At 59.6% G+C, this 25,620-nt stretch carries 21 protein-coding genes; 8 read left to right on the top strand and 13 right to left on the bottom strand.

The window, feature by feature from the left end; genetic code table 11:
• The first annotated feature begins 105 nt into the window (after positions 1–105).
• Positions 106–1,083 carry an NADPH:quinone oxidoreductase family protein gene (locus tag EXW71_RS14330; RefSeq protein ID WP_134659338.1) on the top strand — a complete coding sequence of 326 codons (978 nt, stop codon included), beginning with the start codon at positions 106–108 and terminating at the stop codon, positions 1,081–1,083.
• A gap of 228 nt (positions 1,084–1,311) precedes the next feature.
• Positions 1,312–2,661, top strand: a complete 1,350-nt coding sequence (glpT, locus tag EXW71_RS14325; RefSeq protein ID WP_134659339.1) for a glycerol-3-phosphate transporter — start codon at positions 1,312–1,314, stop codon at positions 2,659–2,661.
• On the opposite strand, the gene EXW71_RS14320 is transcribed toward glpT, so the two are convergent.
• Both EXW71_RS14320 and EXW71_RS14315 read right to left on the bottom strand, forming a co-directional pair.
• Entirely contained in the window at positions 2,647–3,303 is a 657-nt protein-coding gene (locus EXW71_RS14320) for a gamma-glutamylcyclotransferase (RefSeq protein WP_123716471.1), read from the bottom strand. The genes glpT and EXW71_RS14320 overlap by 15 nt on opposite strands.
• Before the next feature lie 27 nt (positions 3,304–3,330).
• The gene (locus EXW71_RS14315) at positions 3,331–5,718 is read right to left on the bottom strand and encodes a TonB-dependent siderophore receptor (protein ID WP_134659341.1); all 2,388 of its coding nucleotides are present in this window, start codon (positions 5,716–5,718) and stop codon (positions 3,331–3,333) included.
• A gap of 283 nt (positions 5,719–6,001) precedes the next feature.
• Between EXW71_RS14315 and EXW71_RS14310 the strand changes: the two genes are divergently transcribed.
• Complete coding sequence (locus EXW71_RS14310; RefSeq protein ID WP_134659343.1) at positions 6,002–6,466, top strand: sn-glycerol-3-phosphate transporter; 465 nt, start codon at positions 6,002–6,004, stop codon at positions 6,464–6,466.
• Here EXW71_RS14310 and EXW71_RS14305 read toward each other — a convergent pair.
• From EXW71_RS14305 to EXW71_RS14280, 6 genes are all read right to left on the bottom strand, one after another.
• The gene (locus EXW71_RS14305; RefSeq protein ID WP_134659345.1) at positions 6,463–7,431 is read right to left on the bottom strand and encodes a CDP-6-deoxy-delta-3,4-glucoseen reductase; all 969 of its coding nucleotides are present in this window, start codon (positions 7,429–7,431) and stop codon (positions 6,463–6,465) included. The two genes, EXW71_RS14310 and EXW71_RS14305, sit on opposite strands and share 4 nt — an antisense overlap.
• Complete coding sequence (ubiD, locus tag EXW71_RS14300; protein WP_134659347.1) at positions 7,431–8,897, bottom strand: 4-hydroxy-3-polyprenylbenzoate decarboxylase; 1,467 nt, start codon at positions 8,895–8,897, stop codon at positions 7,431–7,433. Before ubiD ends, EXW71_RS14305 begins: the two co-directional genes overlap by 1 nt.
• 59 nt (positions 8,898–8,956) lie before the next feature.
• Positions 8,957–10,939: an acyltransferase family protein gene (locus EXW71_RS14295; protein ID WP_134659348.1), complete on the bottom strand. Its 1,983-nt coding sequence runs from the start codon at positions 10,937–10,939 to the stop codon at positions 8,957–8,959.
• 154 nt (positions 10,940–11,093) lie between these two features.
• The gene (gene rho / locus EXW71_RS14290) at positions 11,094–12,353 is read right to left on the bottom strand and encodes a transcription termination factor Rho (protein ID WP_003206716.1); all 1,260 of its coding nucleotides are present in this window, start codon (positions 12,351–12,353) and stop codon (positions 11,094–11,096) included.
• Between the two features lie 234 nt (positions 12,354–12,587).
• Positions 12,588–12,917 carry a thioredoxin TrxA gene (gene trxA / locus EXW71_RS14285; RefSeq protein ID WP_003213989.1) on the bottom strand — a complete coding sequence of 110 codons (330 nt, stop codon included), beginning with the start codon at positions 12,915–12,917 and terminating at the stop codon, positions 12,588–12,590.
• Positions 12,918–13,038: 121 nt separating this feature from the next.
• Positions 13,039–13,734: a FadR/GntR family transcriptional regulator gene (locus EXW71_RS14280; protein WP_123716477.1), complete on the bottom strand. Its 696-nt coding sequence runs from the start codon at positions 13,732–13,734 to the stop codon at positions 13,039–13,041.
• Positions 13,735–13,989: 255 nt separating this feature from the next.
• Here EXW71_RS14280 and EXW71_RS14275 point away from each other — a divergent pair, with 255 nt between their 5' ends.
• From EXW71_RS14275 to EXW71_RS14260, 4 genes are read left to right on the top strand one after another with little or no spacing between them, the layout of a single operon-like run.
• Complete coding sequence (locus EXW71_RS14275) at positions 13,990–14,775, top strand: transporter substrate-binding domain-containing protein (protein WP_123716478.1); 786 nt, start codon at positions 13,990–13,992, stop codon at positions 14,773–14,775.
• A gap of 14 nt (positions 14,776–14,789) precedes the next feature.
• Positions 14,790–15,458, top strand: a complete 669-nt coding sequence (locus EXW71_RS14270) for an amino acid ABC transporter permease (RefSeq protein ID WP_134659350.1) — start codon at positions 14,790–14,792, stop codon at positions 15,456–15,458.
• Positions 15,455–16,105, top strand: a complete 651-nt coding sequence (locus EXW71_RS14265; protein ID WP_123716480.1) for an amino acid ABC transporter permease — start codon at positions 15,455–15,457, stop codon at positions 16,103–16,105. Before EXW71_RS14270 ends, EXW71_RS14265 begins: the two co-directional genes overlap by 4 nt.
• Positions 16,092–16,829, top strand: a complete 738-nt coding sequence (locus tag EXW71_RS14260; RefSeq protein WP_123716481.1) for an amino acid ABC transporter ATP-binding protein — start codon at positions 16,092–16,094, stop codon at positions 16,827–16,829. Before EXW71_RS14265 ends, EXW71_RS14260 begins: the two co-directional genes overlap by 14 nt.
• On the opposite strand, the gene EXW71_RS14255 is transcribed toward EXW71_RS14260, so the two are convergent.
• From EXW71_RS14255 to EXW71_RS14240, 4 genes are all read right to left on the bottom strand, one after another.
• Positions 16,801–17,334, bottom strand: coding sequence for a hypothetical protein (locus EXW71_RS14255; protein ID WP_134659353.1), 534 nt, complete (start codon positions 17,332–17,334; stop codon positions 16,801–16,803). The genes EXW71_RS14260 and EXW71_RS14255 overlap by 29 nt on opposite strands.
• Positions 17,324–19,819, bottom strand: coding sequence for a fimbria/pilus outer membrane usher protein (locus EXW71_RS14250; protein ID WP_134659355.1), 2,496 nt, complete (start codon positions 19,817–19,819; stop codon positions 17,324–17,326). Before EXW71_RS14250 ends, EXW71_RS14255 begins: the two co-directional genes overlap by 11 nt.
• A 7-nt stretch (positions 19,820–19,826) precedes the next feature.
• Positions 19,827–20,510: a fimbria/pilus chaperone family protein gene (locus EXW71_RS14245; protein ID WP_256657129.1), complete on the bottom strand. Its 684-nt coding sequence runs from the start codon at positions 20,508–20,510 to the stop codon at positions 19,827–19,829.
• A gap of 137 nt (positions 20,511–20,647) precedes the next feature.
• On the bottom strand, positions 20,648–21,304 hold the full coding sequence (locus EXW71_RS14240) for a DUF1120 domain-containing protein (RefSeq protein WP_134659359.1): 657 nt from the start codon (positions 21,302–21,304) through the stop codon (positions 20,648–20,650).
• A 443-nt stretch (positions 21,305–21,747) separates the two neighbouring features.
• Between EXW71_RS14240 and ppx the strand changes: the two genes are divergently transcribed.
• On the top strand, positions 21,748–23,250 hold the full coding sequence (gene ppx / locus EXW71_RS14235; RefSeq protein WP_134659364.1) for an exopolyphosphatase: 1,503 nt from the start codon (positions 21,748–21,750) through the stop codon (positions 23,248–23,250).
• 138 nt (positions 23,251–23,388) lie between these two features.
• Here the strand turns inward: ppx and ppk1 are convergent, their stop codons facing one another.
• On the bottom strand, positions 23,389–25,611 hold the full coding sequence (gene ppk1, locus EXW71_RS14230) for a polyphosphate kinase 1 (protein ID WP_123716487.1): 2,223 nt from the start codon (positions 25,609–25,611) through the stop codon (positions 23,389–23,391).
• Positions 25,612–25,620 lie beyond the last annotated feature (9 nt).

The following is a 25,620-nucleotide window of genomic DNA, read 5'->3' as shown; positions in this document are numbered from 1 at the left end:
GGCTGAGCACAAGCTTATGGCGACTTATCAGGCCCGGGCATGCTCGTTGACCCACGGGCGTACCCTCCTACACTTATCGGCCACGACGCCAAAAGGAATAGTCCGATGAAAGCTGTGCTGTGCAAAGCCTTCGGCCCCGCCGAAACCCTGGTGCTGGAAGAGATCGAGAGCCCGGCGATCAAGAAGAACGAGATCCTGCTGGACGTGCACGCTGCGGGGGTGAACTTTCCGGACACGTTGATCATCGAGGGTAAATACCAGTTCAAGCCGCCGTTCCCATTCTCGCCGGGTGGCGAGGCAGCGGGCGTGGTCAGTGAGGTCGGTGAAAAAGTCAGCCACTTGAAGGTCGGTGACCGGGTCATGGCGTTGACGGGCTGGGGCAGCTTCGCCGAGCAGGTCGCGGTGCCGGGCTACAACGTGCTGCCGATTCCGCCGAGCATGGATTTCAACACCGCCGCCGCGTTCAGCATGACCTACGGCACCTCGATGCACGCCCTGAAACAACGCGCCAACCTGCAGCCCGGCGAAACCCTGCTGGTGCTCGGTGCCTCCGGTGGCGTGGGCCTGGCTGCCGTGGAGATCGGCAAAGCCATGGGTGCCCGGGTGATCGCCGCCGCCAGCAGCGCCGATAAACTGGCCGTGGCCAAGGCCGCCGGCGCCGATGAGTTGATCAACTACAGCGAGGCGAGTCTCAAGGAGGAAATCAAGCGCCTGACCAACGGTAACGGCGTCGATGTGATTTACGACCCGGTGGGCGGTGATCTGTTTGACCAGGCCGTTCGCTCCATCGCCTGGAATGGTCGGCTGTTGGTGGTGGGTTTCGCCAGCGGGCGCATTCCCGAACTGCCGGTCAACCTGGCCTTGCTCAAGGGCGCGGCCGTGGTCGGCGTGTTCTGGGGCTCGTTCGCCCAGCGTCAGCCACAGGACAATACGGCGAACTTTCAGCAGTTGTTCACTTGGTATGCAGAAGGCAAGTTGAAGCCGTTGGTGTCAAAGTTGTATCCACTCGAACAAGCGGCCCAGGCAATCAATGACCTGGGGCAGCGCAAGGCGGTGGGAAAGGTCGTCGTCCAGACCCGCTAACCGATGTGAAACCGGTCAGATGTGGGAGCACGATCCCTCCCACATTGGCTCCCCCCATGTTCACAAGACCCCAATCACGACCGACACTTACCTATTAGCGACATGTTCGTAAGAGAACATGCAATCGCTCCGTTTTCGTGTGTTTGCGGATAAGAGGCAATGCTATTTTCGGTAACGAAACTGTAACATTCGCATCCGCAGTCAAAACAAGAAATTTGGAGCTCTTGAATGTTTGCTTTCTTTCGTCCTGCCGCACACCAGGCGCCCCTGCCTGAAGAAAAAATAGACAGTACCTACCGACGGCTGCGCTGGCAGATTTTCGCCGGTATTTTCTTCGGTTACGCCGGGTACTACCTGCTGCGCAAAAACTTCTCCCTGGCCATGCCCTACCTGATCGACGAGGGTTATACCCGTGGCGAACTGGGCCTGGCGATGTCGGCCATCGCGATTGCCTACGGCTTGTCCAAGTTCCTGATGGGCCTGGTGTCCGACCGCTCCAACCCGCGCTACTTCCTGACCTTCGGCCTGCTGGTTTCAGCGGGGGTGATGTTCATTTTCGGTTTCGCACCTTGGGCCACGTCCAGCGTGACCATGATGTTCATTCTACTGTTCATCAACGGCTGGGCGCAGGGCATGGGCTGGCCACCCAGCGGGCGGACCATGGTGCACTGGTGGTCGCAGAAAGAACGCGGCCGCGTGGTGTCGGTGTGGAACGTGGCGCATAACGTCGGCGGCGGCATGATCGGCCCGCTGTTTCTGCTGGGCATGGCCTGGTTCAACGACTGGCACGCGGCGTTCTATGTCCCGGCCACCGTCGCATTGCTGGTGGCGGCCTTCGCCTTCATCACCATGCGCGATACCCCGCAATCGGTGGGCCTGCCGCCCATCGAGCAATACAAGAACGATTACCCGGAAGGCTACAGCGCCAGCCACGAAGAAGAATTCAGCGCCAAGGAAATCTTCGTCAAGTACGTGCTGCGCAACAAAATGCTGTGGTACATCGCCTTCGCCAACGTGTTTGTCTACCTGCTGCGCTACGGCGTACTGGACTGGGCACCGACTTACCTCAAGGAAGCCAAGCACTTCGACGTGGATAAAACCTCGTGGGCGTACTTCTTCTATGAGTGGGCCGGTATTCCCGGCACGCTGCTGTGCGGCTGGATGTCGGACAAGATCTTCCGTGGAAACCGCGGCCTGACCGGCGTGGTGTTCATGGCGCTGGTGACCGTGGCGACTCTGGTTTACTGGCTCAACCCGCCAGGCAACCCAACCATCGACATGATTGCGCTGTTCTCCATTGGCTTCCTGATCTATGGCCCGGTGATGCTGATCGGCCTGCAGGCGCTGGAACTGGCACCGAAAAAAGCCGCGGGAACCGCTGCGGGCTTCACGGGGCTGTTCGGTTACCTGGGTGGTTCGGTGGCGGCGAGCGCCGCCATGGGCTACACCGTTGACCATTTCGGCTGGAATGGTGGGTTTGTGTTGTTGGTGGGCGCGTGCCTATTGGCCATCGCGTTCCTTATTCCAACGCTGTGGCACACCAACAGTGTCAGCGAGGCGCGGTCAGCTGCCGCCTAAGCAATCCTTGGCACAACGCTTGAGCCGCGCCTCCAGATTCTTGTCTGGCATGGCGTGGCTACGCAGGGCGTTCACGGTCTGCTCGACATAATCGCGAGTGGTGCCGTAACGCCCGCAAGCGCTTTGCAGCACATGATTGAGCACGATATCGGGCAAGTTGCCGGCGTAACTGGGCAAATGCCGCTCCAACACAAACCCCAACGCCTGTACCTGGCTGCCATCTTCCAGGCGGCAACTGAGCCAATGCGGCCGGTACGAGGGGTAAGGCATTTCGCGCTGCCACAGGGCGTACAACGAAGCTTCCAATTGATCTTCCGGCAAGCGGTAGGCAAACCCGCTGCAGGAACCACCGCGATCCAGGCCAAACACCAACCCCGGCAACTCCGGGGTGCCGCGGTGCTCGTGCGACCACAGGTACAAGCCCCGGTGATAACCGTGGACCCGCGCCCGCACCCGTTCGGTCGACGAACATTCAGGGCGCCAGATCAGCGAACCGTAAGCAAATAGCCAGACCGGCCCTCCCTTATGCCGAGCCATAGTGGCCTGCATGGAGCTCATCAACTGTTCGTGAGTGAGTTGCGGCCCAAGATCGAGCCGCGGAGGGTAAGCCAATTGCAAAAGATCGGTTTCAATGGCGGTCATGGCGAAAAGCAGTGCGCCTCCTGTGTATTACCAGTTGTAAGCAACTTTACCGTAATAAAACGCGCCGCTGTAACCGTACGGCGAAAAAGTGCTGTAGGCGAGGTTGCCGCCGCTGCTGGCGTAAGCGTTGACCTTCTCCGGGTATTTGTCGGTGATGTTGTCGCCACCCAGGGTGAAGGTCCAGTTCTTCAACTTGTAGTCCGCCGACAGGTCGAGCACCCAGGCGGCCTTGAAGGTTTGGTCGTTGACCTTGTCCGCCTGGTAACTGGTGAACTCGCCGTAACGCACCAGGTTGCTGTGCAGCGCCCAGTTGCCATAGGTGAAATCGTTACCCAGGCTCAGTTTGTGCTGCGGTGTGGTATCGCCGAGCAAACCGATGCGCTCACGACGGTCTACCCGCACCAGGTTGGCTCCCAGACTGTCCAGAATCGCCGGGTTGGCTTTCACATCGGTGACCTTGGTGTGGTTGTAGTTGTAGCCGACGGTGCTGTTCCAGCGAATGCCGTTATCAAATAGATAGCGGTAGTTGGCCACCAGATCGACGCCGTCAGTGCTGGTATCGGTAGCGTTGGTGAAGTAACGGGCGCTGGTGTAGTTGATGTTGCCGACACCGTTGGCTTGCAGGTAGGCGATAGTCGCCGGGTTCAGGTTGAGGTTGGACGACAGGCTGATGCGGTCACGGATATCGATGCGGTACACATCAAGCGTCACGGTCAGGTCATCGGCAGGCTCCAACACCAGGCCGAGACTGTAGTTGCGCGATTTCTCAGGCTTCAGGTCTTCGGCGCCGAGCAGGCGGGCGACTTGGCTATTGGCCGGGAAGGTGCCGGCCTCCTGGATGGTGCTGCCAATCAGCTGCGATGAGGTGTAGGCAAAGTTCTGTTGGGCCAGGGACGGCGCGCGGAAGCCGTTGGAGAGGCTACCGCGCAACGCCACTTGCGAGGTGAAGTCATAACGGGCTGAAAGCGAGCCGCTGACATTGGAGCCGAAGTCGCTGTAATCCTCATGCCGCACAGCGGCCGAGGCGCTGAGTTTTTCGGTGAACTGGGTTTCCAGGTCCAGGTATTGGGCCCAGTTGTGACGGGAGGTACTGCCGGCGTCGGCATCACGGAACCCACCGAGGCCCGAACTGCCGGTCTGATAGTAGGACGCCGGCTCGCCCGCTTCGATTTGATAACCCTGGCGCAGGTATTCGCCGCCAAAAGCCACCGAGACGGGATAGGGCAAGAAGCCCACATCGAACTCACGGGACAGGTCCAGGCTGACTTGGCGCTGATCGTTGCTCAGGGTGCCATTGTTGAATTTGCGCGGTGTGGCCAGGCCGAGAGAGGTGTTGATGGTCTCGGTGCCCAGTTCGTACTGGTTCTTGCCGTAGTTGGCCGACAGGTCGTAATGCCAATCGTAGGCCAGTAAGCCGCGTAAGCCGACGACCAACGAGGTGTCTTCCAGGTTGCCTTTGATCAACGGCAGGTAGCCATTAGGGTTGAGCGTTGCAATGTTGTTGGACGCATTGCTCGCCCGGTAGAACGCCGCCGTCTCGCCGCGCCGCTTGCTGTAGCCGCCGAAGCTGTAGAGTTCGGCCGCATCGCTGAAAGCGTATTCGGCGTTGAACTGGAACTTGCCTTCATCAGTAGCCGGCTCGCCCTGGCGGAACACGCGCTGGCCATAAGTCGTGGAGCCTACGCTGCCGGGCCGTAAATCATGGCCGGCGCGGTTGGTGTAATCGTTGTCGGCCCCTTCGCCCGAGAGGTTGATAAAGCCGTTATCGCCCAGCGCCAGCCCGGTGTTGCCGCTGAGGTTGCGCTGGATACCATCGCCTTTTTTGTACTCACCGAACTTGCTGGAGATCGAACCGCCGTGGTCAGCGTGCTTGAGGATCACGTTGATCACCCCGGCAATCGCATCCGAGCCGTAGCGGGCGGACGCGCCATCGCGCAGCACTTCGATATGGTCTACCGCCGACAGCGGGATCGCATTCAAATCCGCCGGTGCCGAGCCACGCCCCACGGCACCGCCAAGATTGACGAAAGCGCTGGTATGACGGCGTTTACCATTGACCAGCACCAGTACTTGATCCGGCGACAGGCCGCGTAGCTGCGCCGGGCGCACCAGCTCGGCACCATCCACCAGGCTCGGACGGGGGAAGTTGATCGATGGAATCAACCGCGCGAGTACCGCTCCCAACTCATCGGAGCCGGTGCTGCGCAGGGCTTCGCCGGAAATTACGTCGACAGGCGACAGTGATGCACTGGCGGTGCGCTCTTGGGCGCGGGTGCCGGTGACGATCACGGTGTCCAGTCTGGGTGCCTCGGCGGCGGGTGTTTCGGCCGCCAGGGCTGAGTTGAATCCCACAGCGGTCAGCAAATTGGCCGACAAAATCGCTGTGTACAGCGCGTGCTTCTTGTAGCTCCCCATACCGCTCCCCTTGGAATCTACCCGGAACTTCAATGCTCCGAGTTCTTGCGATCGATCCGGCTGGCGGCGGTGGCGGTCATTTATTGGTTATTGGAAGAAAGTCGGTAGTCCGTTGCTTATAGCTTAATAAGATCTCTCCTACTGAAAAAATAACCAAATTGCATAAGCATAGGCAACCTTGCTTTCAGCTCAGGTTCAGGCCACTCGGAACGCCAACCGTCAAACTGTAGACGTTCAGCGACCCACCCTAGCCGCCCCTTCAAACGACTACCGAGGTCGAACCATGAAATACCTTTTTACCAGCCTGCTGCTATTGGCGCCGGCCGCGACAGCGCTGGCCACCGAAGACGAAAAAGGCTTCTGGTACGCACAGACCAGCCTGTACACCCGGCATTTTTCACCGGACCCACAGCACAATAATCATCAGGATTTGATCAACCTGGAGCGCAATGAAGCGTCAGGGCAGGTGTATGGCGCAGCAACGTTTCGTAACTCGTTCAGCCAGCGTTCTTACTATGTCTACGCCGGCAAGCGCTACGACATTGCTGATTCACCGCTCTATGTGAAGGTGACGGCGGGCGCACTCCAGGGTTATCGCGGCCAATACCGCGACAAGATCCCGCTCAACAAATTTGGCGTGGCACCGGCGATCATTCCTTCAGTGGGCGTGCATGCCGGCCCGGTCGCCAGTGAGTTCGTATTGCTCGGCTTCAATGCAGCGATGCTGACGGCCGGCGTGCGCTTTTAAGGGCGAGGTGCGTAGGCAAACACGTCGGCACGCATCTGATGCGCATCCATACCGGCGTCGACCAGCGCATCCAAAGTGCCATAGATCATGGCCGGCGAGCCGCTGGCGTAGACATGTACGGTCTTGAGGTCGGCAATGTCCTCACATACGGCTTCGTGCAGCAACCCGCAGCGCCCTTCCCAGCCGCACAGGTCGCTGACAACCTTGTGCAGGAACAGGTTGGGCAGTTGCTGCCACTGTGCCCAGTGTTCGATTTCGTAGAAGTCTTCCGGGCGACGCACGCCCCAATAGAGATGCACCGGGTGCTTGAAGCCGGAGGCACGGCAATGCTCGATCAGGCTGTGCATCTGCGCCATGCCGGTGCCGGCGGCAATCAGCACCAGTGGCCCGTCGGGCAACTCGGCCAGGTGGGTGTCACCAAATGGCAGCTCGACGCGCGCCATCTGGTTGCGCTGCAATTGTTCCAGCAGGTTGCGGGCACTGTCCTCACGGGCCAGTACATGCAGCTCCAGATCGCGCCCGGCGTGGGGTGCTGAAGCCAGGGAGAATGCCGATTTCTCACCGTTCTCCCGCTCGATCATCAGGTACTGGCCGGCGTGGTAACGCACCGCCTTGCCGGCCGGCGCACGCAGGCGGACACGCCATACATCGCCGCCCACTTCCACGCACTCACTCAACTGGCACGACAATTTGCGCAACGGCAACTCTCCCGGCGCCAGCACGCCATCCCACAACACAATGCAATCTTCCAGCGGTTCGGCGATGCAAGTGTAAAACTCACCATGGTCACGTACCTCGCCGGCCTGCTGTACCCGGCCCTCCACCAACAGCGCCGCACACACATGGCACACGCCGTTGCGACAGGCCTGGGGGCACTCGTAGCCGAGGCGGCGCGCGCCTTCGAGGATTCGCTCGCCAGGGACCAGCTCCAGCACCGCGCCGGAAGGTTGCAGGGTTACACGCATCAATCTATTCCCAATTCTTTCCAGATCGCATCGACACGGGCAGTGACGGCTTCATCCTTGACGATTACACGGCCCCACTCGCGGGTGGTTTCACCCGGCCATTTGTGGGTGGCATCCAGCCCCATCTTCGACCCCAGGCCCGATACCGGCGAGGCGAAGTCGAGGTAATCGATCGGCGTATTATCGATCATCACCGTATCGCGCTTGGGGTCCATGCGCGTGGTGATGGCCCAGATCACGTCGTTCCAGTCGCGGGCATTGATGTCGTCGTCGGTGACGATAACGAACTTGGTGTACATGAACTGTCGCAAAAACGACCACACACCCAGCATTACCCGCTTGGCATGGCCTGGGTACGACTTTTTCATGGTCACGACGGCCATGCGATACGAGCAGCCTTCCGGCGGCAGGTAGAAGTCGGTGATTTCCGGAAATTGTTTTTGCAGGATCGGCACGAACACTTCGTTGAGTGCCACGCCGAGAATGGCCGGCTCATCCGGCGGACGGCCGGTGTACGTGCTGTGATAGATCGGCTTGATCCGGTGAGTGATGCGCTCCACGGTGAACACCGGGAAGCTGTCGACTTCGTTGTAGTAACCGGTGTGGTCGCCGTAGGGGCCTTCATCGGCCATTTCGCCCGGATGAATCACGCCTTCAAGAATGATTTCCGCAGTGGCCGGTACTTGCAGGTCATTGCCACGGCACTTCACCAGTTCGGTGCGGTTACCGCGCAGCAGACCGGCAAAGGCGTATTCGGACAAGCTGTCGGGCACCGGAGTTACCGCGCCCAGGATGGTCGCCGGGTCAGCGCCCAGAGCCACGGAGACCGGGAACGGCTTGCCCGGGTGTTTTTCGCACCACTCACGGAAATCCAGGGCGCCGCCACGGTGGCTCAACCAACGCATGATGACCTTGTTGCGGCCGATCACTTGCTGACGGTAGATACCAAGGTTCTGGCGGTCTTTGTTCGGGCCTTTGGTGACGGTCAGACCCCAGGTGATCAGCGGACCGACGTCGCCGGGCCAGCAGGTCTGCACCGGCAGCATGGCCAGGTCGACATCATCGCCTTCGATGACCACTTCCTGGCAGACCGCGTCCTTGACCACTTTGGGCGCCATGGCAATGATCTTGCGGAAGATCGGCAGTTTCGACCAGGCATCCTTCAAGCCCTTCGGTGGCTCGGGCTCTTTGAGGAAGGCCAGCAGCTTGCCGATTTCGCGCAGCTCGCTGACCGACTCGGCGCCCATGCCAAAGGCCACGCGCTCGGGTGTGCCGAACAGGTTGCCAAGCACCGGGATATCAAACCCGGTCGGCTTCTCGAACAGCAGCGCCGGGCCCTTGTTACGCAAGGTGCGGTCGCAAATCTCAGTCATTTCCAGCACCGGGGAAATCGGCATCTGGATACGTTTCAACTCTCCGCGCTGCTCAAGTTGCTGCACGAAATCCCGAAGATCCTTGAATTTCATTAACCATGCCACCCGTAAAATAGGCGTACATCCTACCTGCTCTGAGGGCGGCTGGCAGCTTAATTGGCCGTCAGCCCCCGTGATTGCAGCGAACGGAACAGAGGTTCCAGGAAGGCTTCAATGTGCCGGGCGCCTACGTCGGAGATATGGTTGTCGTCGGTGTACAACGACTGGCCATTGAGCTCTACCCGGCACAACCTATCGGCACCGCACAGCAATGGCGCAGGGTCCAGCACTGCCACGCCGCTATCGGCGGCAGCCAGTTGGTCAAACAGCCCGGTAATGAACGCCTGACGCTTGGTGTGTTCCGCCAGGGCGAGCCCCTCGCCGTCCACTGGGCGGTTCATCATCGCCAGGCGACTGAGGCGGTAAGGCACGATGATTTCCTGCAGCGGCACTTCCTTGACCAGCCAGACCCGATGCCCGGCCGCACGCAACCCACGGATGCGCTCGCGCAGGCCTTCGGCAAACCGTTGTTCGGCGACGGCACGTACGTACTTGCCGGTGGCGGGGTCCTTGAGCGCATGCTCCGTGTCACCCGACATCTGCCCGTAAAGGTACAGGCTCCAACGCGCCGCCAGCACTACATCGCTGAAGCGTTGCTCGGTCATCGCCTTCTCGACGCGCTGGTTGAAATGCGCGCACCGGGCAATATTTTCCAGGCCATCCAAGGGTATGCAACCTGCAAAGCTGGCTTCGACCAGGCTGATATCGTGGCGCTTGGCGCCCTCTTTGAGGGCCGGAATCAACGCAGTGGCATGGCTGTCGCCCCATACCAGAGCCGATAACGAGCCATCTTTAGGGCCGAAGTGGCAGAACAGCCGCTCGTCGGGCGTGTCCTTATCCGCCATGCAGGCCAGCAGCTCCGGGCTCCATGTCTTGGCCCGGGCAAACTGCAGCGCTTGTTCGGACAGGCGTGAAGGCACACCGTCGGATGTGCGAATCGCCACACCGGTCAGGCCAAGGCACAGGATGCCGGCGCCGGCAGCAGCCAGGATCGCCTTGCGTCCGGCGAGCAAGCGTTTTTCCCGGAACGGTGCTTCCACAAAGCGCCATGACAGGTAGCCCAGTACCAATGAAAGCAACATCAGCCCAGCCAGCTCCAGTGGGCTCAAACCATCCACTGCGGCGTAGGTGGCATAGACGAACACCGGCCAGTGCCACAGGTACCAGGAATAAGAGATCAGCCCGATGCCCACCATCACCCGCGAACTCAACAGTCGTCCGACCCAGGTGTACTGCTGGCCGTTGGCCCAGATCAACCCGACCACGCCCAGCACCGGCAGCAGCGCGGTGGCGCCTGGGAACGGCGTGGTTGCGTCGAAACCGAACACCGCGATCAGGATCAATGCCAGGGAAACCAGGCTGACCCCTTGAGCCAGGGCCGGCGAGGCCCGCCAGTCGCGCATGGGCAGTACCGCAAGCATGGCACCGGCCAGCAGTTCCCAGGCTCGCAGATGCAACAGGAAGAACGCCTTTTGTGGCTCATGGGACACCGCCCAGACGCTCATGCCAAACGACGCCAGCAATACACCGAAGAGTGCCACGCGCCAGTGTTTCAAGCGGCTTGAGAGCAACGTCAGCAACAGCGGGAAGAAAATGTAGAACTGCTCCTCCACGGCCAGCGACCACGTGTGCAGCAAGGGCTTGATGTCGGAAGACGCATCGAAGTAACCATGCTGCCGGGAAAACAGCAGGTTAGACGTGAATATCACCTGATAGTGCGCGGAGCGCCCCAACTCCTCATAGTCCTTGGGTGCCAGCAGAAACCAGCCCACCGCCAACGTCGCGGCCATCATCACGAACAGCGCCGGCAGGATGCGTCGGGCACGGCGCGCCCAGAAGTCGATGAAACTGAAACGCCCCGCCTGGCGTTCGCGCCAGATAATGGAAGTGATCAGAAATCCGGAAATGACGAAAAATACGTCAACACCGACAAAACCGCCGGTAACGCCAGGAACGCCGAAGTGAAACAACACGACAGCGAGGACAGCAATGGCACGCAGCCCGTCGATGTCTCTTCGGTATGCAAGAGTGGTCATAAAGTGATGGTCAGTCTGTTGCGAAAGGGATGAGCGTAGCCGCGCGTAAAACTTTTGGTACCTAACGGACACTTATGCCATAAAAAAGCTCAATTTCGACGCAAAAAAAAATGGCGCCACTGGGGGCGCCATTTTTCGGACCTGAAACGTCGTATTACTTGCGCTTCATCGACAAGAAGAACTCGTCGTTGGTCTTGGTGGTTTTCAGCTTGTCGACGAGGAACTCGATGGCGGCTACTTCGTCCATCGGGTGCAGCAACTTGCGCAGAATCCACATGCGTTGCAGTTCGTCGTCGGCTGTCAGCAACTCTTCACGGCGGGTGCCGGAACGGTTGATGTTGATCGCCGGGAACACACGCTTCTCGGCAATGCGACGGTCCAGGGGCAATTCCATGTTGCCGGTACCCTTGAACTCCTCGTAGATCACTTCGTCCATCTTCGAGCCGGTTTCAACCAGCGCGGTGGCGATAATGGTCAGCGAGCCGCCTTCTTCGATGTTCCGCGCAGCACCGAAGAAACGTTTCGGTTTCTCCAGGGCGTGAGCATCGACACCACCGGTCAATACCTTGCCGGAGCTCGGGATCACGGTGTTGTAGGCACGGGCCAGACGGGTGATGGAGTCGAGCAGGATCACCACGTCCTTCTTGTGTTCAACCAGGCGCTTGGCCTTCTCGATCACCATTTCGGCAACCTGCACGTGGCGGGTTGGCGGCTCATCGAACGTCGAGGCAACCACTTCGCCGCGCACGGTGCGCTGCATTTCAGTCACTTCTTCCGGGCGCTCATCGATCAGCAGCACGATCAGATGAACTTCAGGATTGTTACGCGCGATGTTCGCTGCAATGTTCTGCAGCATGATGGTCTTACCGGCTTTCGGCGGTGCGACGATCAGGCCACGCTGGCCTTTGCCGATCGGGGCGCACAGGTCGATCACACGACCGGTCAAGTCTTCGGTGGAACCGTTACCGGCCTCCATCTTCATGCGCACAGTCGGGAACAGCGGGGTCAGGTTCTCGAAGAGAATCTTGTTTTTCGCGTTCTCGGGGCGATCGAAGTTGATCGTGTCGACCTTGAGCAGGGCGAAATAACGCTCGCCTTCCTTCGGGGGACGGATCTTGCCAACGATGGTGTCACCGGTGCGCAAGTTGAAGCGACGGATCTGGCTCGGCGAGACATAAATATCGTCTGGGCCGGCGAGATAGGAAGCGTCTGCAGAGCGGAGGAAGCCGAAGCCGTCCTGGAGAATCTCCAGCACGCCATCACCGGAGATTTCCTCGCCGCTTTTCGCGTGCTTTTTCAGCAGGGAGAAAATCACGTCCTGCTTGCGCGAACGGGCCATATTTTCTATGCCCATCTGTTCGGCCAATTCGAGCAGTTCGGTAATCGGCTTTTGCTTGAGTTCAGTCAGATTCATATAGGAATGACGTAATCATTTATGGAGGGGGGAAATTAAGCTTTTGGCTTAATGAGGCCGCGCCGCAGAGAAGGCGACAGGATCGCGTACTAATCGAAAAGGAATGCGTCGGCGACGGCTTGCAGGGGGCAGTGGAGAAACCAGTGCGGGGCCGAATGTACCACCTGAATTTGGGAGCGTCTAGCCCTGTTTCACGAAAAAGCCCCGCAATTTGCGGGGCTTTTTTGTCGGCGCTTAGATGTTGGCGTCGAGGAAAGCTTGCAACTGAGACTTCGACAGCGCGCCTACCTTGGTGGCTTCGACGTTGCCGTTCTTGAACAGCATCAACGTTGGAATACCACGCACGCCATGCTTGGCCGGGGTTTCCTGGTTGTCGTCGATGTTCAATTTGGCAATGGTCAACTTGCCTTCGTAGGTGGTCGCAATGTCGTCCAGGACAGGAGCGATCATTTTGCAAGGGCCGCACCATTCAGCCCAGTAGTCAACCAGCACCGGGCCTTGAGCCTTGAGTACTTCGGCCTCAAAGGTCGCGTCCGTGACGTGCTTGATAAGATCGTTGCTCATGGATGTCTCCGGATTGTAAGCAAAAAAAACGTTGCCCATCATAGCCGCCCTTCCCCCGTTCAGGAAGCCGCCTCTGATTGAGTCTTCCTATGATGATGCATGAGTTTGGGTATAGGCCAACTCACGGCGTCACGGGAGTGACGAAGGCGATACCGGTGCGCAATGCCGCATTGCGCACGTGTTCCTGCATGGTTTTCTGTGCCGCCGCACTGGCGCGCCGGGCCAGGGCACGCAGGATCCTGCGGTGCTCCTGCCAGGTCTCCATGGCACGCTCTGGCCGGATGAACGGTAGTTTCTGACTTTCCAGGAATACGTCGGCGCTGGCGCTCAGAATACTCACCATTGCCTGGTTGCCGCTGGCCAGCAAGATGCGCTGATGAAATTCGAAGTCCAACCGGGCGGCGGCTTCAAAATCACCCGCCTTGAGCACCTTGCGCATCGCCTCAAGGTTATCTTCCAGCGTGTCCAGCTCATCGATCGTCAACATGACCGCCGCCAGCCCTGCGGCAAACCCTTCCAGGGCATAGCGCAATTGGAAGATATCCGAAGGGGTGGCCTGGGCGGCGAAGGGCCAGGCAAACCCCGGCGCCTCCTGTACCTCTTGAACGAACACACCTTTCCCCGGCTGCACACTGACCACGCCCAAGGCACTCAAGGATGACAATGCCTCACGCAACGAGGCTCGGCTCACCCCCAACTGCACCGCCAGGTCACGCTGGGACGGCAGCGCATCACCGGCCGCAAAGCCCTGTTCCTTGATCAGTTTGCGGATGGCCTGCAGGGCCGCTTCCGGTACGGCTTGGGCGATGGAATTCATAGAATGACTCAAGGTTCCAGACAACTGAGCGCCTAGTTGTAAAGCTATTCGCAGCCCCCGGCAAGCCACGCCCCAAAGGAGCCCGCGCGGCTTTGTGAACGCCCGAAAAGGGTGCGAATCGCCAGCCAACTGTTCAGACCAGTAAGACCACATAACTCAGCAAATTCCAGTGATCCAGGCCATCTGCACCGTCATGGCATGGGCCATGCAATAGCTCAAAACAGAACATTCCCTCGTCTCTTCCGGAGAGTTGCCATGACCAAGCGCTACAGCGCCCTGCTCACTGCCTTGTTTGCCAGCCTGATGCTGGGCCAGGCACCCGCCCAGGCCAACGGTCTGGACGATATCGTTGCCCGCGGCACCCTCAAGGTCGCCGTACCCCAGGATTTCCCACCCTTCGGCTCGGTCGGCCCCGACATGAAGCCACGCGGCCTGGACATCGACACCGCCAAACTGCTGGCCGACCAACTCAAGGTCAAGCTGGAGCTGACCCCGGTCAACAGCACCAACCGCATCCCGTTTCTCACCACCGGCAAGGTCGATCTGGTGATTTCCAGCCTGGGCAAGAATGCCGAGCGGGAAAAGGTCATCGATTTCTCCAAGGCCTACGCACCGTTCTACCTGGCCGTGTTCGGTCCGCCTGACGCGCCCATCAGTACCACCGACGACCTCAAGGGCAAGACCATCAGCGTGACCCGTGGCGCCATTGAAGACATCGCGCTGACCGCCGTGGCCCCCAAGGAAGCCACCATTAAACGCTTCGAAGACAACAACTCGACCATCGCCGCCTACTTGGCCGGTCAGGTCGACCTGATCGCCAGCGGCAACGTGGTCATGGTGGCAATCAGCGAGCGCAACCCGAAACGCGTACCGGCGCTGAAGGTGAAACTCAAGGACTCGCCGGTGTACGTGGGCGTGAACAAAAACGAGCCGGCCTTGCTGGAGAAGGTCAATCAGATTCTGGTCGCGGCCAAGGCCGACGGCAGCCTGGAAAAGAACGCGATGCAGTGGCTCAAAGAGCCGTTGCCTGCCGATCTCTGAAGCGGAGCTGATCCATGGCCTATCAATTCGACTTTGTGCCGGTGCTGGCCAATACCGACCTGCTGTTGCGTGGCGCGTTGTTCACCCTTGAACTGACGGCCATCGGCGCGATCCTGGGGGTGGCCCTGGGCATCGTCGGCGCCGTGGTGCGGGCGTGGAAAATTCAGCCATTCGCCTGGCTGTTCGGTGTGTATGTCGAGTTGATCCGCAACACGCCGTTCCTGGTGCAGTTGTTTTTCATCTTTTTCGGCCTGCCGTCCCTGGGGCTGAAAATCACCGAGTGGCAAGCCGCCGCGCTGGCAATGGTGATCAACCTCGGCGCTTACTCAACCGAGATCATCCGCGCCGGTATCCAGGCCATCCCTCGCGGGCAACTGGAAGCCGCCGCCGCGCTGGCGATGACGCGCTTCGAAGCGTTCCGCCACGTGGTGCTGCTGCCGGCGCTGGGCAAGGTGTGGCCGGCCTTGAGCAGCCAGATCATTATCGTGATGCTCGGTTCGGCGGTGTGTTCACAGATCGCCACTGAGGAACTCAGCTTTGCCGCCAACTTTATCCAGTCGCGCAACTTCCGCGCGTTTGAAACCTATGCCCTGACCACCCTGGTATATCTGTGCATGGCGCTGATGATTCGTCAGTTGCTCAACTGGATCGGTTACCGATTTGTGATGAGGAACAGCCGATGAGTGATTTTTCCTTCTGGGATATCGTGCGCAACCTGGCCACCGGCCTGCAGTGGACCTTGTTGTTGTCGCTGGTGGCGTTTCTCGGCGGTGGCGTGATCGGCCTGCTGGTCATGACGATGCGCATCAGCCGTAAAGCCTTCCCGCGCAATGTCGCCCGTACCTACATCGAACTGTTCCAAGGCACGCCGCTGTTGATGCAACTGTTCCTGGTGTTTTTCGGTATAGCCCTGCTCGGTGTGGACATCTCACCGTGGTTGGCGGCGGCGATTGCCCTGACCCTGTTTACCAGCGCCTACCTCGCCGAAATCTGGCGCGGTTGCGTCGACTCCATCGCCCATGGGCAATGGGAAGCGTCGGCCAGCCTGGCGCTGAACCCACTTGAACAACTGCGCTACGTGATCCTGCCCCAGGCCTTGCGCATTGCAGTGGCGCCCACCGTGGGTTTCTCGGTGCAGGTGGTCAAAGGCACCGCCGTAACCTCGATCATCGGCTTCACCGAATTGACCAAGACCGGCGGCATGCTCGCCAACGCCACCTTCGAGCCCTTCATGGTCTACGGCCTGGTGGCCCTTGGTTACTTTTTGCTCTGCTACCCCTTGTCCCTCAGTGCGCGCTACCTGGAAAGGAGACTGCATGCCTCTGCTTAGAATTTCCGCCCTGCATAAGTATTACGGCGATCATCACGTACTCAAAGGCATCGACCTGACGGTGGATGAAGGCCAAGTGGTAGCCATCATTGGCCGCAGCGGCTCGGGCAAATCCACCCTGCTGCGCACCCTCAATGGCCTGGAGTCGATTAACGATGGCGTGATCGAAGTCGATGGCGAGTACCTCGACGCCGCTCGTGCCGACCTGCGCAGCCTGCGGCAGAAAGTCGGCATGGTTTTCCAGCAATTCAACCTGTTCCCGCACCTGACGGTGGGTGAGAATGTGATGCTGGCGCCCCAGGTGGTGCAGAAAGTGCCGAAGGCCAAGGCGGTACAACTGGCCAGGCAGATGCTGGAGCGCGTGGGTCTCGGGGAAAAGTTCGACGCATTCCCTGATCGCCTCTCCGGCGGTCAACAACAGCGAGTAGCGATTGCCCGAGCCCTGGCCATGTCGCCCAAAGTGTTGTTGTGCGATGAAATCACCTCGGCCCTCGACCCGGAGCTGGTCAATGAAGTACTCAGCGTAGTGCGCCAACTGGCCAAGGACGGCATGACCTTGATCATGGTGACCCACGAAATGCGCTTTGCCCGGGAAGTCGGCGACAAGCTGGTGTTCATGCACCAGGGCAAGGTGCATGAAGTGGGCGACCCCAAGGTATTGTTTGCCAACCCGCAAACCCCGGAGTTCGCCAATTTCATCGGCTCAGTGGAACAGCCGGACTGACCAGTTCGAAACTGCCCTGGCTTTCCAGTACCGTCTGATAGCGCACCTGGAAGGTATCGGCCGGCACATCGGTGTCGACATCGACCTGGGCCGTCAGCCGTTTGCCTACCGCTCTTGCCACCAGGACCTGGCCCGGTAATAACTGCCCGCGCGCAGCTTCACCGGGCAGGTGTGCCAGCGCCCAGTCGACGGCGCGCCCATCCATCTGGGCATGCTTGAGACTCAGGCGCAAGCGCCCCTGTTGCCCAAACCGAAAACCTCGCCCATCTGCCGCGCCAATAAATCGCAACGCGATTGCCGAAGGCTCTGCACACAGCACGTTCAAGTGCAGCGTGCGCGAACCGAGCGTCACCGAGGGGCTTTCGAGCAATGCCTCACGGTGAACAACGCCGTAGTCGATACGCGACTGGCTCAGCGATAGCCGACAATTTTCTGCCCGAGCCCCCTGGACCATCCACACTGCGCAGAACAGTGCGAATCCTGTGCATTTCAGCTTAACGCCCATGGCACACCGCCGAGCCTGTCTCATAGAACTTGTCATTGTCGGGCTGGGCCTTTGAGGCAAGGTTCAACACACAGGAGGACGAGTCCGACATGGAAACCCGCAAATTTTGCGCGTCGTTGAGGTCGTTCAGGAAAATCATGCCCTCTCCCACCACACTGGTCAGAAAACGATTGTGCTTGTCGAACACCGAAGCGCCCTGGGGCAGAGGTCGACCTTGTTGGTCGCTGGCAGTCAGTAATACGCGGCGCACTTTGACGACCTCGAAAGCCACGGTATTGACCGACCCTCGCCCTGCGACGAGCACCTGCGTGCCGTTCTTCAAGTCAACACGCTTGGGCAGGGACTGGGTTTGCACTTCGATACGGCTGCGGGTGTACGCGGGCAAGCCCGGGATCACCGCCTGCCCTTTGAAGTCGGTCCATACAGGCCCTTGCGGGGTGTCGATTCTCGCAGCGCCGATGTCACCCACCGAGGCGATCCCAAACGTGTCCTGCACGGTATAAGGCGAGAATGTCAGCCCGCCTTCGTGAGCCACGACGCCGCCCTGCAACTGCCCTGTATAGCTGGTGGTCTGGCCATCCCGGCTGACACCCAGGCCGAGCCGGGTATAACGGGGCATCAGGTCCAACTGGCCACGAACCGACTGCTCCCGGTGACTGAAGTCACGCTCGGTGCCCACTTCGTAGCGCACGTAATCATTGACCCGCTCACTGAACGCGGTACCGGCACGGGCCTGATTCCCGCGACGACTGACGTAACTGTTCACGCGACGCTCGCCCCCCAGGGGCACACTGACCTGCAGTCGCATGGACAAGTCATTATCCAGGCCACGCTCACCACGACTGTCATCGCGCGTAGCATTAAAGCGGGCCTGAGAGCCGCCTACCTGCGAATCCGCGACCAACGCCACATCGGCGTAGCGAAACGACTTGTTCCATGCGGCAAATACATGCTCGGAGGTTTGCCCGTCAAATTGAGCACTGCGGGTATAGCCCAGCGAAAATACCCCCAACGTGGGTTCAACCCAGCTCATACCCGCCGTGTACTGATGCTTGAAGCGCGAACCCAGCTCATCGGCCCTGGCTGGGCGTCCCGCTTCAAGGACCTCGCGGTAACCTCGGGTCTGCAGGGTCGAACTGAGGTTGAGGTCAATGTTGGCGGCCACCGGGCTGCTCACGGTTACGCTGCTGCGTGAACCGGATACCGCGCCGCGATTGTCCCGGGACAGGTTGTGGCGTGCTCCAACGGAAACCCGCTGGAAAAATACACTGCTCAGAGCACCGCCCGCCGACCAATACTCATCGGTACTCAACAAACCGAATCCCGCCGACGAATCGCGCCCCAAGCCCCACGTACCGCTGCCCATGGCAACGACAGGCGTCGGAGCCTCATCAAGCGTGTTTTCACGTACCTTGCCCAGGGAGAAATAGTAACCGGGGGCCGCCGGGGCCGCCCCCGCGAACGAAGCCGCGGGCACCACGAAGTTACGCTTGGCGCCCCGCACGTCGATGACGCTGACCTCCAGGTCGCTGGTGCCATTGAGCAGAGGCAAGCCTGTGAGCCTGAAAGGCCCTTCGGGCACCAGCGTGCTGTGGACCAACACCCCCGATTGGCGCACCTCAATTCGCGACTGGCTTTGGGCCAGCCCCTCCACCACGGCACTGTTGCTGCCTGACGGCACGCGTGACTGGCCATCCGGCGAGAACTGCACACCGGATAACTGGATACCGCCAAACAGCGGGTTATTACTGGAAATCTGGCCGGCCTGGAAAGTCGACTGCAACGCAGCGATATCCCGCTGTGCATAGGCATACAGGTGCTCGGTTCTGGCGTTCCCATTGTCGGACACATAGAACTGGCGACTGCGAACAATCCAGTCGCCCAAGTTGAAACCCGCTTCGGTATAGGCCGAAACGAATCGGCTCGGCCCGCCGCGCGAATGGCTGTCGAACCCCTGCACGTCATAGTTGAACAGAGCAGCAGCTCCGCCTCGGGAAAACGCGGCGGCCTCCCATTGCGGTTCACGCAGTGACTGAGTAGGCACGACCAGTGCTACTTCATTGCTGCCGGGCCGAAGCCGCACCATTGTCGTCGGAAAGGCGCCAAGGAAATCCTGGCAGGCAGGCCCCGAGGCAACACCTTCATGGACGGTGCCACCAGGGTTAACCAGACCGGCTTTCTCCAGCAAGCCGGCGGTGAAACACAGCTGCCCTTGAGAGTCGAACTGCGCATCAACCAACCCGAGCGGGCTTCCATTAACGCGCAGTCCCACCACATGCGTGCCTTCGCGAAAACGCGCCGCACTGCGAAAGTAATCGGACACCTTCGGATCGATACCGTGGGTGGTGAGTGCCGCCAGGTCGAAACCTTCCCCCAACTCCAGCGCGGGGACAAAACCGGGCAAGCTCCAGAGCGTCGCAACCCCCACAAACAAGGTGGGCCGCCTGGGCCATAACGATGCGACAAGCCTGTTACTCGATGTCATGGATCGATCAACCCCCACTGGTGCTGATCGGGGCTCGGTAGGGATCCGCCGAAAACCCGTAGACCGTGGCCGGTTGAATCTCGACCCCCGTCAAGCCTTCCAGCACACCCTCAACCTTCACCGCCAGGGTTTCACCCGGCAAAATGTAGGTACGCGGCAAAGTAGCCGGGGTGCCTCGTGGAAGTAACTGCACCTCCGGCGCCAGGCGCACCACATAAGGACTGTCGTTGTGAACCTTGAGATGCGCCCCTGCTTGCACCCACTTCAGTAGTTCCCAAGGGGTTTGATGCACCGGCAAATCCCGTGGGTGCAGGATCAGCGGTAAATTCTGCCGCAGGGTGATACCGATGGTCGCACCATCCGCCGCGCGCGCCTGGGGAATACCCTCGAAGGTCACTCGCTTCAAGCGCTGGGTCTGGAGGGACGTCTTCAGGGTACTGATGAACCGTACCAACTGAGTCTCACCGGCCTCCACACGGGTAATAGGCGGTGTAACAATCAATAGCGGCTCCATGTCCTCGGGAATGTTTTCAATCACCGAATGAAGCAGGGCCGGTATTGCATCGGTATTTTTTATGTTTATCGTGGCTTCGCCCTGTGCTTCATAAAGCATGACTACTGTCGTTTCCGGCAACATACCGTCCGCAGTTGCTACGCCAATAGAACTCAAGAAAAACCCCGCACATAACAACCACGCATTATTTATTACTGAAAGACTGGGCACCCAGTACGCTCCACGACTTAGAAGTGACGATTAATCAACTGACGCCCACTTAAAAACAGCCGACAAGAAACAGTCAGTTTCCTGGTCGGCTGTATTTCAGTCGCTTAGATGTAGCTCAGTTCAAGTGTGGCGCGCCCATCAAGGGTAATGTCTCGGCTGAGGTCCAGATCCTGGCCTTTATTGATGACCGCCCTGACAGCGATAGTCCCGGTCAACTGCGCGATCGGGGCGGGAACGGCAGTTACGCTGGATCGCCAGGAGTATTGGGAAGGCGACTGCGCGACTTTTCCATCACTGTTCTGCCAGGCACCGCTGCCGATACGCATGATGGGGTTGAGCACCGTGGTCGACGCCCTGAGGTCCTTCAGGGTGACGGCAAAACCACCGGTCTTACGGCCGGCCGCCAGGCCCAGGCCGAAGTTGTGTGTCTCGGTATAGCCCGCCCCAAGCGCATTCAGGATCCCAGGTACTTTGCTGCCCGCCTGCAGGTCGATAAATTTCAGCCCGAACTTGGCGGGCGTAGTACCGCAACTGACGGTCAGGGGGGTGGTCTTTTCCGCGAGTGGGTTGAATGCCGTCGGGAGCAGTTGACCCGAAGGAATTTCGCCGTAGTTGATAATGCCACCACCGGTCATGCTGAGGTTACACGCGGCCGGTTTGATCGTGCCCCTGACGATCAGTTCGGCAGTAGTGGATGCCTGTGCGTTGAGGGTCGTGGCCAGGCAAGCGATACCAAGAGTCAATCCAACAATTTTTTTCATATTCAACCTGTCACAGAAATTTATCAGGTGTATTTATTTTTTTTACAAGACAATCCATAAATAAATAACACCACGGCAAAATTGCCGAGTGACAGTCTGTCTGCTTGGTACTTGACTAAAGAATAAGACGGCACTTCAATTATTGTGGGAGCGGTAAAAATAAAGTGTCAGCGTGGCACCTCCCTACGGTAGGCGTAATTGATATAAAGAATAAAAACCCGGCATTTGGATTGTAGGCAAAGTGATAATCAAACTTAAAACCTGCATTAGTTAAAGCTTCCTACATTGCCTAGAAGTCCTTCGATAGAAGCTCGGGAAGACTGCCTACATTTCCTACAGTAAAGCCCTACAAGCAGTCTCAGAGAAATTCCCGAAGCACAACGCGTTGGCTCCAGCGGTCGATCGTGGCACGATGGCAAGGTTATCGACCGAGACCCCAAACCATGCCGCAATCCCAAGCCAAGAATCTGTCACTGATCGCCGCCATCGACCTGGGCTCCAACAGCTTTCACATGGTCGTGGCCAAGGCCCAGAACGGCGAGATCCGCATCCTTGAACGGCTCGGCGAGAAAGTACAACTGGCTGCCGGGATCGACGATGAGCGCCAGCTCAATGAAGAATCCATGCAGCGCGGGCTCGATTGTCTCAAGCGCTTTGCGCAACTGATCAACGGAATGCCCTCGGGCTCCGTACGGATCGTGGGCACCAACGCACTACGCGAAGCGCGTAACCGCAACGAATTCATCCATCGCGCCGAAGAAATCCTCGGGCACCCGGTAGAAGTCATCTCCGGCCGTGAAGAAGCCCGCCTGATCTACCTGGGCGTCTCTCACACCCTGGCTGATACGCCCGGCAAGCGCCTGGTGGCGGACATCGGCGGCGGCAGTACCGAGTTCATCATCGGCCAGCGCTTCGAGCCGTTGCTGCGTGAAAGCCTGCAGATGGGCTGCGTCAGTTACACCCAGCGCTATTTCAAGGACGGCAAGATCACCCCGGCACGCTACGCCCAGGCCTACACGGCGGCGCGGCTGGAGATCATGAGCATCGAGCACGCCCTGCATCGCCTGACCTGGGATGAAGCCATCGGCTCGTCCGGCACCATCCGCGCCATCGGCCTGGCCTTGAAAGCCGGCGGCCATGGCACTGGCGAGGTCAACGCCGAAGGGTTGGCGTGGCTCAAGCGCAAGCTGTTCAAGCTGGGCGATGCCGAGAAAATCGATTTCGATGGTATCAAGCCCGACCGTCGCACCATCTTCCCGGCCGGCCTTGCGATTCTCGAAGCGATCTTCGACGCCCTCGAACTGCAACGCATGGACCACTGCGATGGCGCCCTGCGCGAAGGCGTGCTCTACGACCTGTTGGGTCGCCATCACCACGAGGACGTACGCGAGCGCACCCTCAGCTCGTTGATGGAGCGCTACCACGTCGACCTGGAACAGGCGATTCGCGTGGAACGCAAGGCTCTGCATGCCTTTGATCAGGTGGCCGCGGACTGGGACCTGGAAGACGGCGTATGGCGCGAGTTGCTCGGCTGGGCCGCCAAGGTGCATGAGGTGGGCCTGGACATCGCCCACTACCATTACCACAAGCACGGCGCCTACCTTATCGAGCACTCCGACCTTGCCGGGTTCTCCCGCGAAGACCAGCAGATGCTCGCACTCCTGGTGCGTGGCCATCGTCGTAATATTCCCAAGGACAAGTTTGCCGAGTTCGGTGACGAAGGCATCAAGCTGATACGCCTGTGCGCGCTGCTGCGCTTTGCGATCCTGTTCCACCACATCCGTGGCACCCAGGAAATGCCCCAAGTGACCCTGAGCGCCAACGGCGACAGCCTGGACGTAGTGTTCCCCAACGGCTGGCTGGATGAGAACCAGTTGACCCAGGCGGATTTCGCCCAGGAAGCGGAGTGGCTGACGCGGGTGGGGTTCAGCCTCAACGTGCGCTGACCCGATCTGAAGAACACTGAAAGACAAATGCGAGAGGGGGCTTGCTCCCGATGACGGTATGTCAGTCACTGAATACGTTGACTGAACCACCGCGATCGGGAACAAGCCCCCTCTCACATTTTTGGACAGTGTCGGGTTTTAGTTTACCGACAGAATCGGGCTGCCCAGCTTCTCCAGCAACGTCGCCTGCGCACTGCGCGGGTTCTGGTTGCCCGTTGGCGTGTTGCGCACGTAGCGGCCGTCCGATTGCAGGCTCCAGCTGTGGGTGTTGTCGGTGAGGTAGCTTTCCAGCTCCTTCTTGACCCGCATGATCAACTTCTTGCCTTCCACCGGGAAGCACGTCTCGACACGCTTATCGAGGTTGCGCTCCATCCAGTCGGCACTGGAGAGGAACATCTGCTCCTCGCCACCGTTGAGGAAGTAGAACACTCGCGTGTGCTCCAGGAAGCGGCCAATGATCGAGCGCACATGGATGTTATGCGAAACACCCACGATGCCCGGGCGCAGGCAGCACATGCCACGCACCACCAGGTCGATGCGCACGCCGGACTGACTGGCCTTGTACAGCGCACGGATGATCTTCGGATCGGTCAGCGAGTTGAATTTGGCGATGATGTGCGCCGGCTTGCCATCGAGGGCGAACTGGGTTTCCCGGGCAATCATGTCGAGCATGCCCTTCTTGAGCGTGAACGGCGCGTGCAGCAGCTTCTTCATGCGCAAAGTCTTGCCCATGCCGATCAACTGGCTGAACAACTTGCCGACGTCTTCACACAACGCATCGTCGGAAGTGAGCAGGCTGTAGTCGGTGTAGAGCTTGGCGTTGCCGGCGTGGTAGTTACCGGTACCCAAGTGCGCGTAACGGACGATCTCACCGGCTTCGCGGCGCAGGATCAGCATCATTTTGGCGTGGGTCTTGAAGCCGACCACGCCGTAGATCACCACCGCACCGGCTGCTTGCAGGCGGCTGGCCAGTTGCAGGTTGGACTCTTCGTCAAAGCGCGCGCGCAATTCGATCACGGCGGTGACCTCCTTACCGTTACGTGCAGCATCGACCAATGCGTCAACGATTTCCGAGTTGGCGCCGGAACGGTACAGCGTCTGGCGCACAGCCAGCACGTGCGGGTCTTTGGCAGCCTGGCGCAACAAGTCGACCACCGGGGTAAAGGACTCGAACGGGTGCAGCAGCAGGATGTCCTGCTTGCTCACCACATTGAAAATGTTCTCGCTGTTTTGCAGCAGTTTCGGGATCTGCGGAGTGAACGGGGTGTATTGCAGCTCAGGGTGGCTGTCCAGGCCGGTAATGCTGAACAGGCGCGTCAGGTTCACTGGGCCATTGACCTGGTACAGCTCGGTCTCACTCAGGTTGAACTGCTTGAGCAAGTAGTCCGACAGGTGTTTCGGGCAGGTGTCGGCCACTTCCAGGCGCACCGCATCGCCGTAGCGCCGCGAGAACAGCTCACCGCGCAAGGCGCGGGCCAAGTCTTCGACGTCTTCGGAATCCAGCGCGAGGTCGGCGTTACGGGTCAGGCGGAACTGGTAGCAGCCCTTGACCTTCATGCCTTGGAACAGGTCATCGGCGTGGGCATGGATCATCGACGACAGGAATACATAGTTGTCGCCAGCCCCCCCCACCTCTTCCGGTACCTTGATGATCCGTGGCAGCAAGCGTGGCGCCGGGATAATCGCCAGACCAGAATCGCGACCGAAGGCGTCGATGCCTTCGAGTTCCACGATGAAGTTCAGGCTTTTGTTTACCAGCAACGGGAACGGGTGTGTCGGATCGAGGCCGATAGGGGTGATGATCGGTGAAATCTCGTCGCGGAAGTAACGGCGCACCCACGTCTTGATCTTGGTGGTCCAGTGACGACGACGGATGAAGCGGACCTGATGTTTTTCCAGTTCCGGCAGCAGGATGTCGTTGAGGATCGCGTACTGGCGATCCACATGGCCGTGTACCAGCTCGCTGATCCGCGCCAGGGCCTGATGCGGCTGCAGCCCGTCGGCACCGGCTTGCTCACGGGCAAAGGTGATCTGCTTCTTGAGGCCGGCGACACGAATTTCGAAGAACTCGTCCAGGTTGCTGGAGAAGATCAGCAGGAACTTGAGCCGCTCCAGCAGCGGGTAGGACTCATCCAGCGCCTGCTCCAGCACACGGATGTTGAATTGCAGCTGTGACAGCTCGCGGTGGATGTACAGGCTGCTGTCATCCAGGTTAGTTACCGCAGCGACCGGGGCCGCTACCGGTGGCTCGGTCACCGCGGCAGGCGGTGCTGGCTCAAGTTCCGGCGGCGTCTCGGTGACTTGTTCAACCACCGGATGAGCGTCTTTTACGGCAACTTCTGTAAGTCCTTCGGTATTCATCGAGTGTTC

The organism is Pseudomonas sp. BCA17, from assembly GCF_004519405.1.
Taxonomy (GTDB): Bacteria; Pseudomonadota; Gammaproteobacteria; order Pseudomonadales; family Pseudomonadaceae; genus Aquipseudomonas.
Note: the sequence above shows the minus strand (reverse complement) of the source record. Positions and strands in the feature narration are given on the sequence as shown.

Coding starts and splice junctions, on each gene's coding strand:
- EXW71_RS14330 (WP_134659338.1), top strand. CDS start 106: ATGAAAGCTGTGCTGTGCAAAGCCTTCGGCCCCGCCGAAACCCTGGTG.
- glpT (WP_134659339.1), top strand. CDS start 1,312: ATGTTTGCTTTCTTTCGTCCTGCCGCACACCAGGCGCCCCTGCCTGAA.
- EXW71_RS14320 (WP_123716471.1), bottom strand. CDS start 3,303: ATGACCGCCATTGAAACCGATCTTTTGCAATTGGCTTACCCTCCGCGG.
- EXW71_RS14315 (WP_134659341.1), bottom strand. CDS start 5,718: ATGGGGAGCTACAAGAAGCACGCGCTGTACACAGCGATTTTGTCGGCC.
- EXW71_RS14310 (WP_134659343.1), top strand. CDS start 6,002: ATGAAATACCTTTTTACCAGCCTGCTGCTATTGGCGCCGGCCGCGACA.
- EXW71_RS14305 (WP_134659345.1), bottom strand. CDS start 7,431: ATGCGTGTAACCCTGCAACCTTCCGGCGCGGTGCTGGAGCTGGTCCCT.
- ubiD (WP_134659347.1), bottom strand. CDS start 8,897: ATGAAATTCAAGGATCTTCGGGATTTCGTGCAGCAACTTGAGCAGCGC.
- EXW71_RS14295 (WP_134659348.1), bottom strand. CDS start 10,939: ATGACCACTCTTGCATACCGAAGAGACATCGACGGGCTGCGTGCCATT.
- rho (WP_003206716.1), bottom strand. CDS start 12,353: ATGAATCTGACTGAACTCAAGCAAAAGCCGATTACCGAACTGCTCGAA.
- trxA (WP_003213989.1), bottom strand. CDS start 12,917: ATGAGCAACGATCTTATCAAGCACGTCACGGACGCGACCTTTGAGGCC.
- EXW71_RS14280 (WP_123716477.1), bottom strand. CDS start 13,734: ATGAATTCCATCGCCCAAGCCGTACCGGAAGCGGCCCTGCAGGCCATC.
- EXW71_RS14275 (WP_123716478.1), top strand. CDS start 13,990: ATGACCAAGCGCTACAGCGCCCTGCTCACTGCCTTGTTTGCCAGCCTG.
- EXW71_RS14270 (WP_134659350.1), top strand. CDS start 14,790: ATGGCCTATCAATTCGACTTTGTGCCGGTGCTGGCCAATACCGACCTG.
- EXW71_RS14265 (WP_123716480.1), top strand. CDS start 15,455: ATGAGTGATTTTTCCTTCTGGGATATCGTGCGCAACCTGGCCACCGGC.
- EXW71_RS14260 (WP_123716481.1), top strand. CDS start 16,092: ATGCCTCTGCTTAGAATTTCCGCCCTGCATAAGTATTACGGCGATCAT.
- EXW71_RS14255 (WP_134659353.1), bottom strand. CDS start 17,334: ATGGGCGTTAAGCTGAAATGCACAGGATTCGCACTGTTCTGCGCAGTG.
- EXW71_RS14250 (WP_134659355.1), bottom strand. CDS start 19,819: ATGACATCGAGTAACAGGCTTGTCGCATCGTTATGGCCCAGGCGGCCC.
- EXW71_RS14240 (WP_134659359.1), bottom strand. CDS start 21,304: ATGAAAAAAATTGTTGGATTGACTCTTGGTATCGCTTGCCTGGCCACG.
- ppx (WP_134659364.1), top strand. CDS start 21,748: ATGCCGCAATCCCAAGCCAAGAATCTGTCACTGATCGCCGCCATCGAC.
- ppk1 (WP_123716487.1), bottom strand. CDS start 25,611: ATGAATACCGAAGGACTTACAGAAGTTGCCGTAAAAGACGCTCATCCG.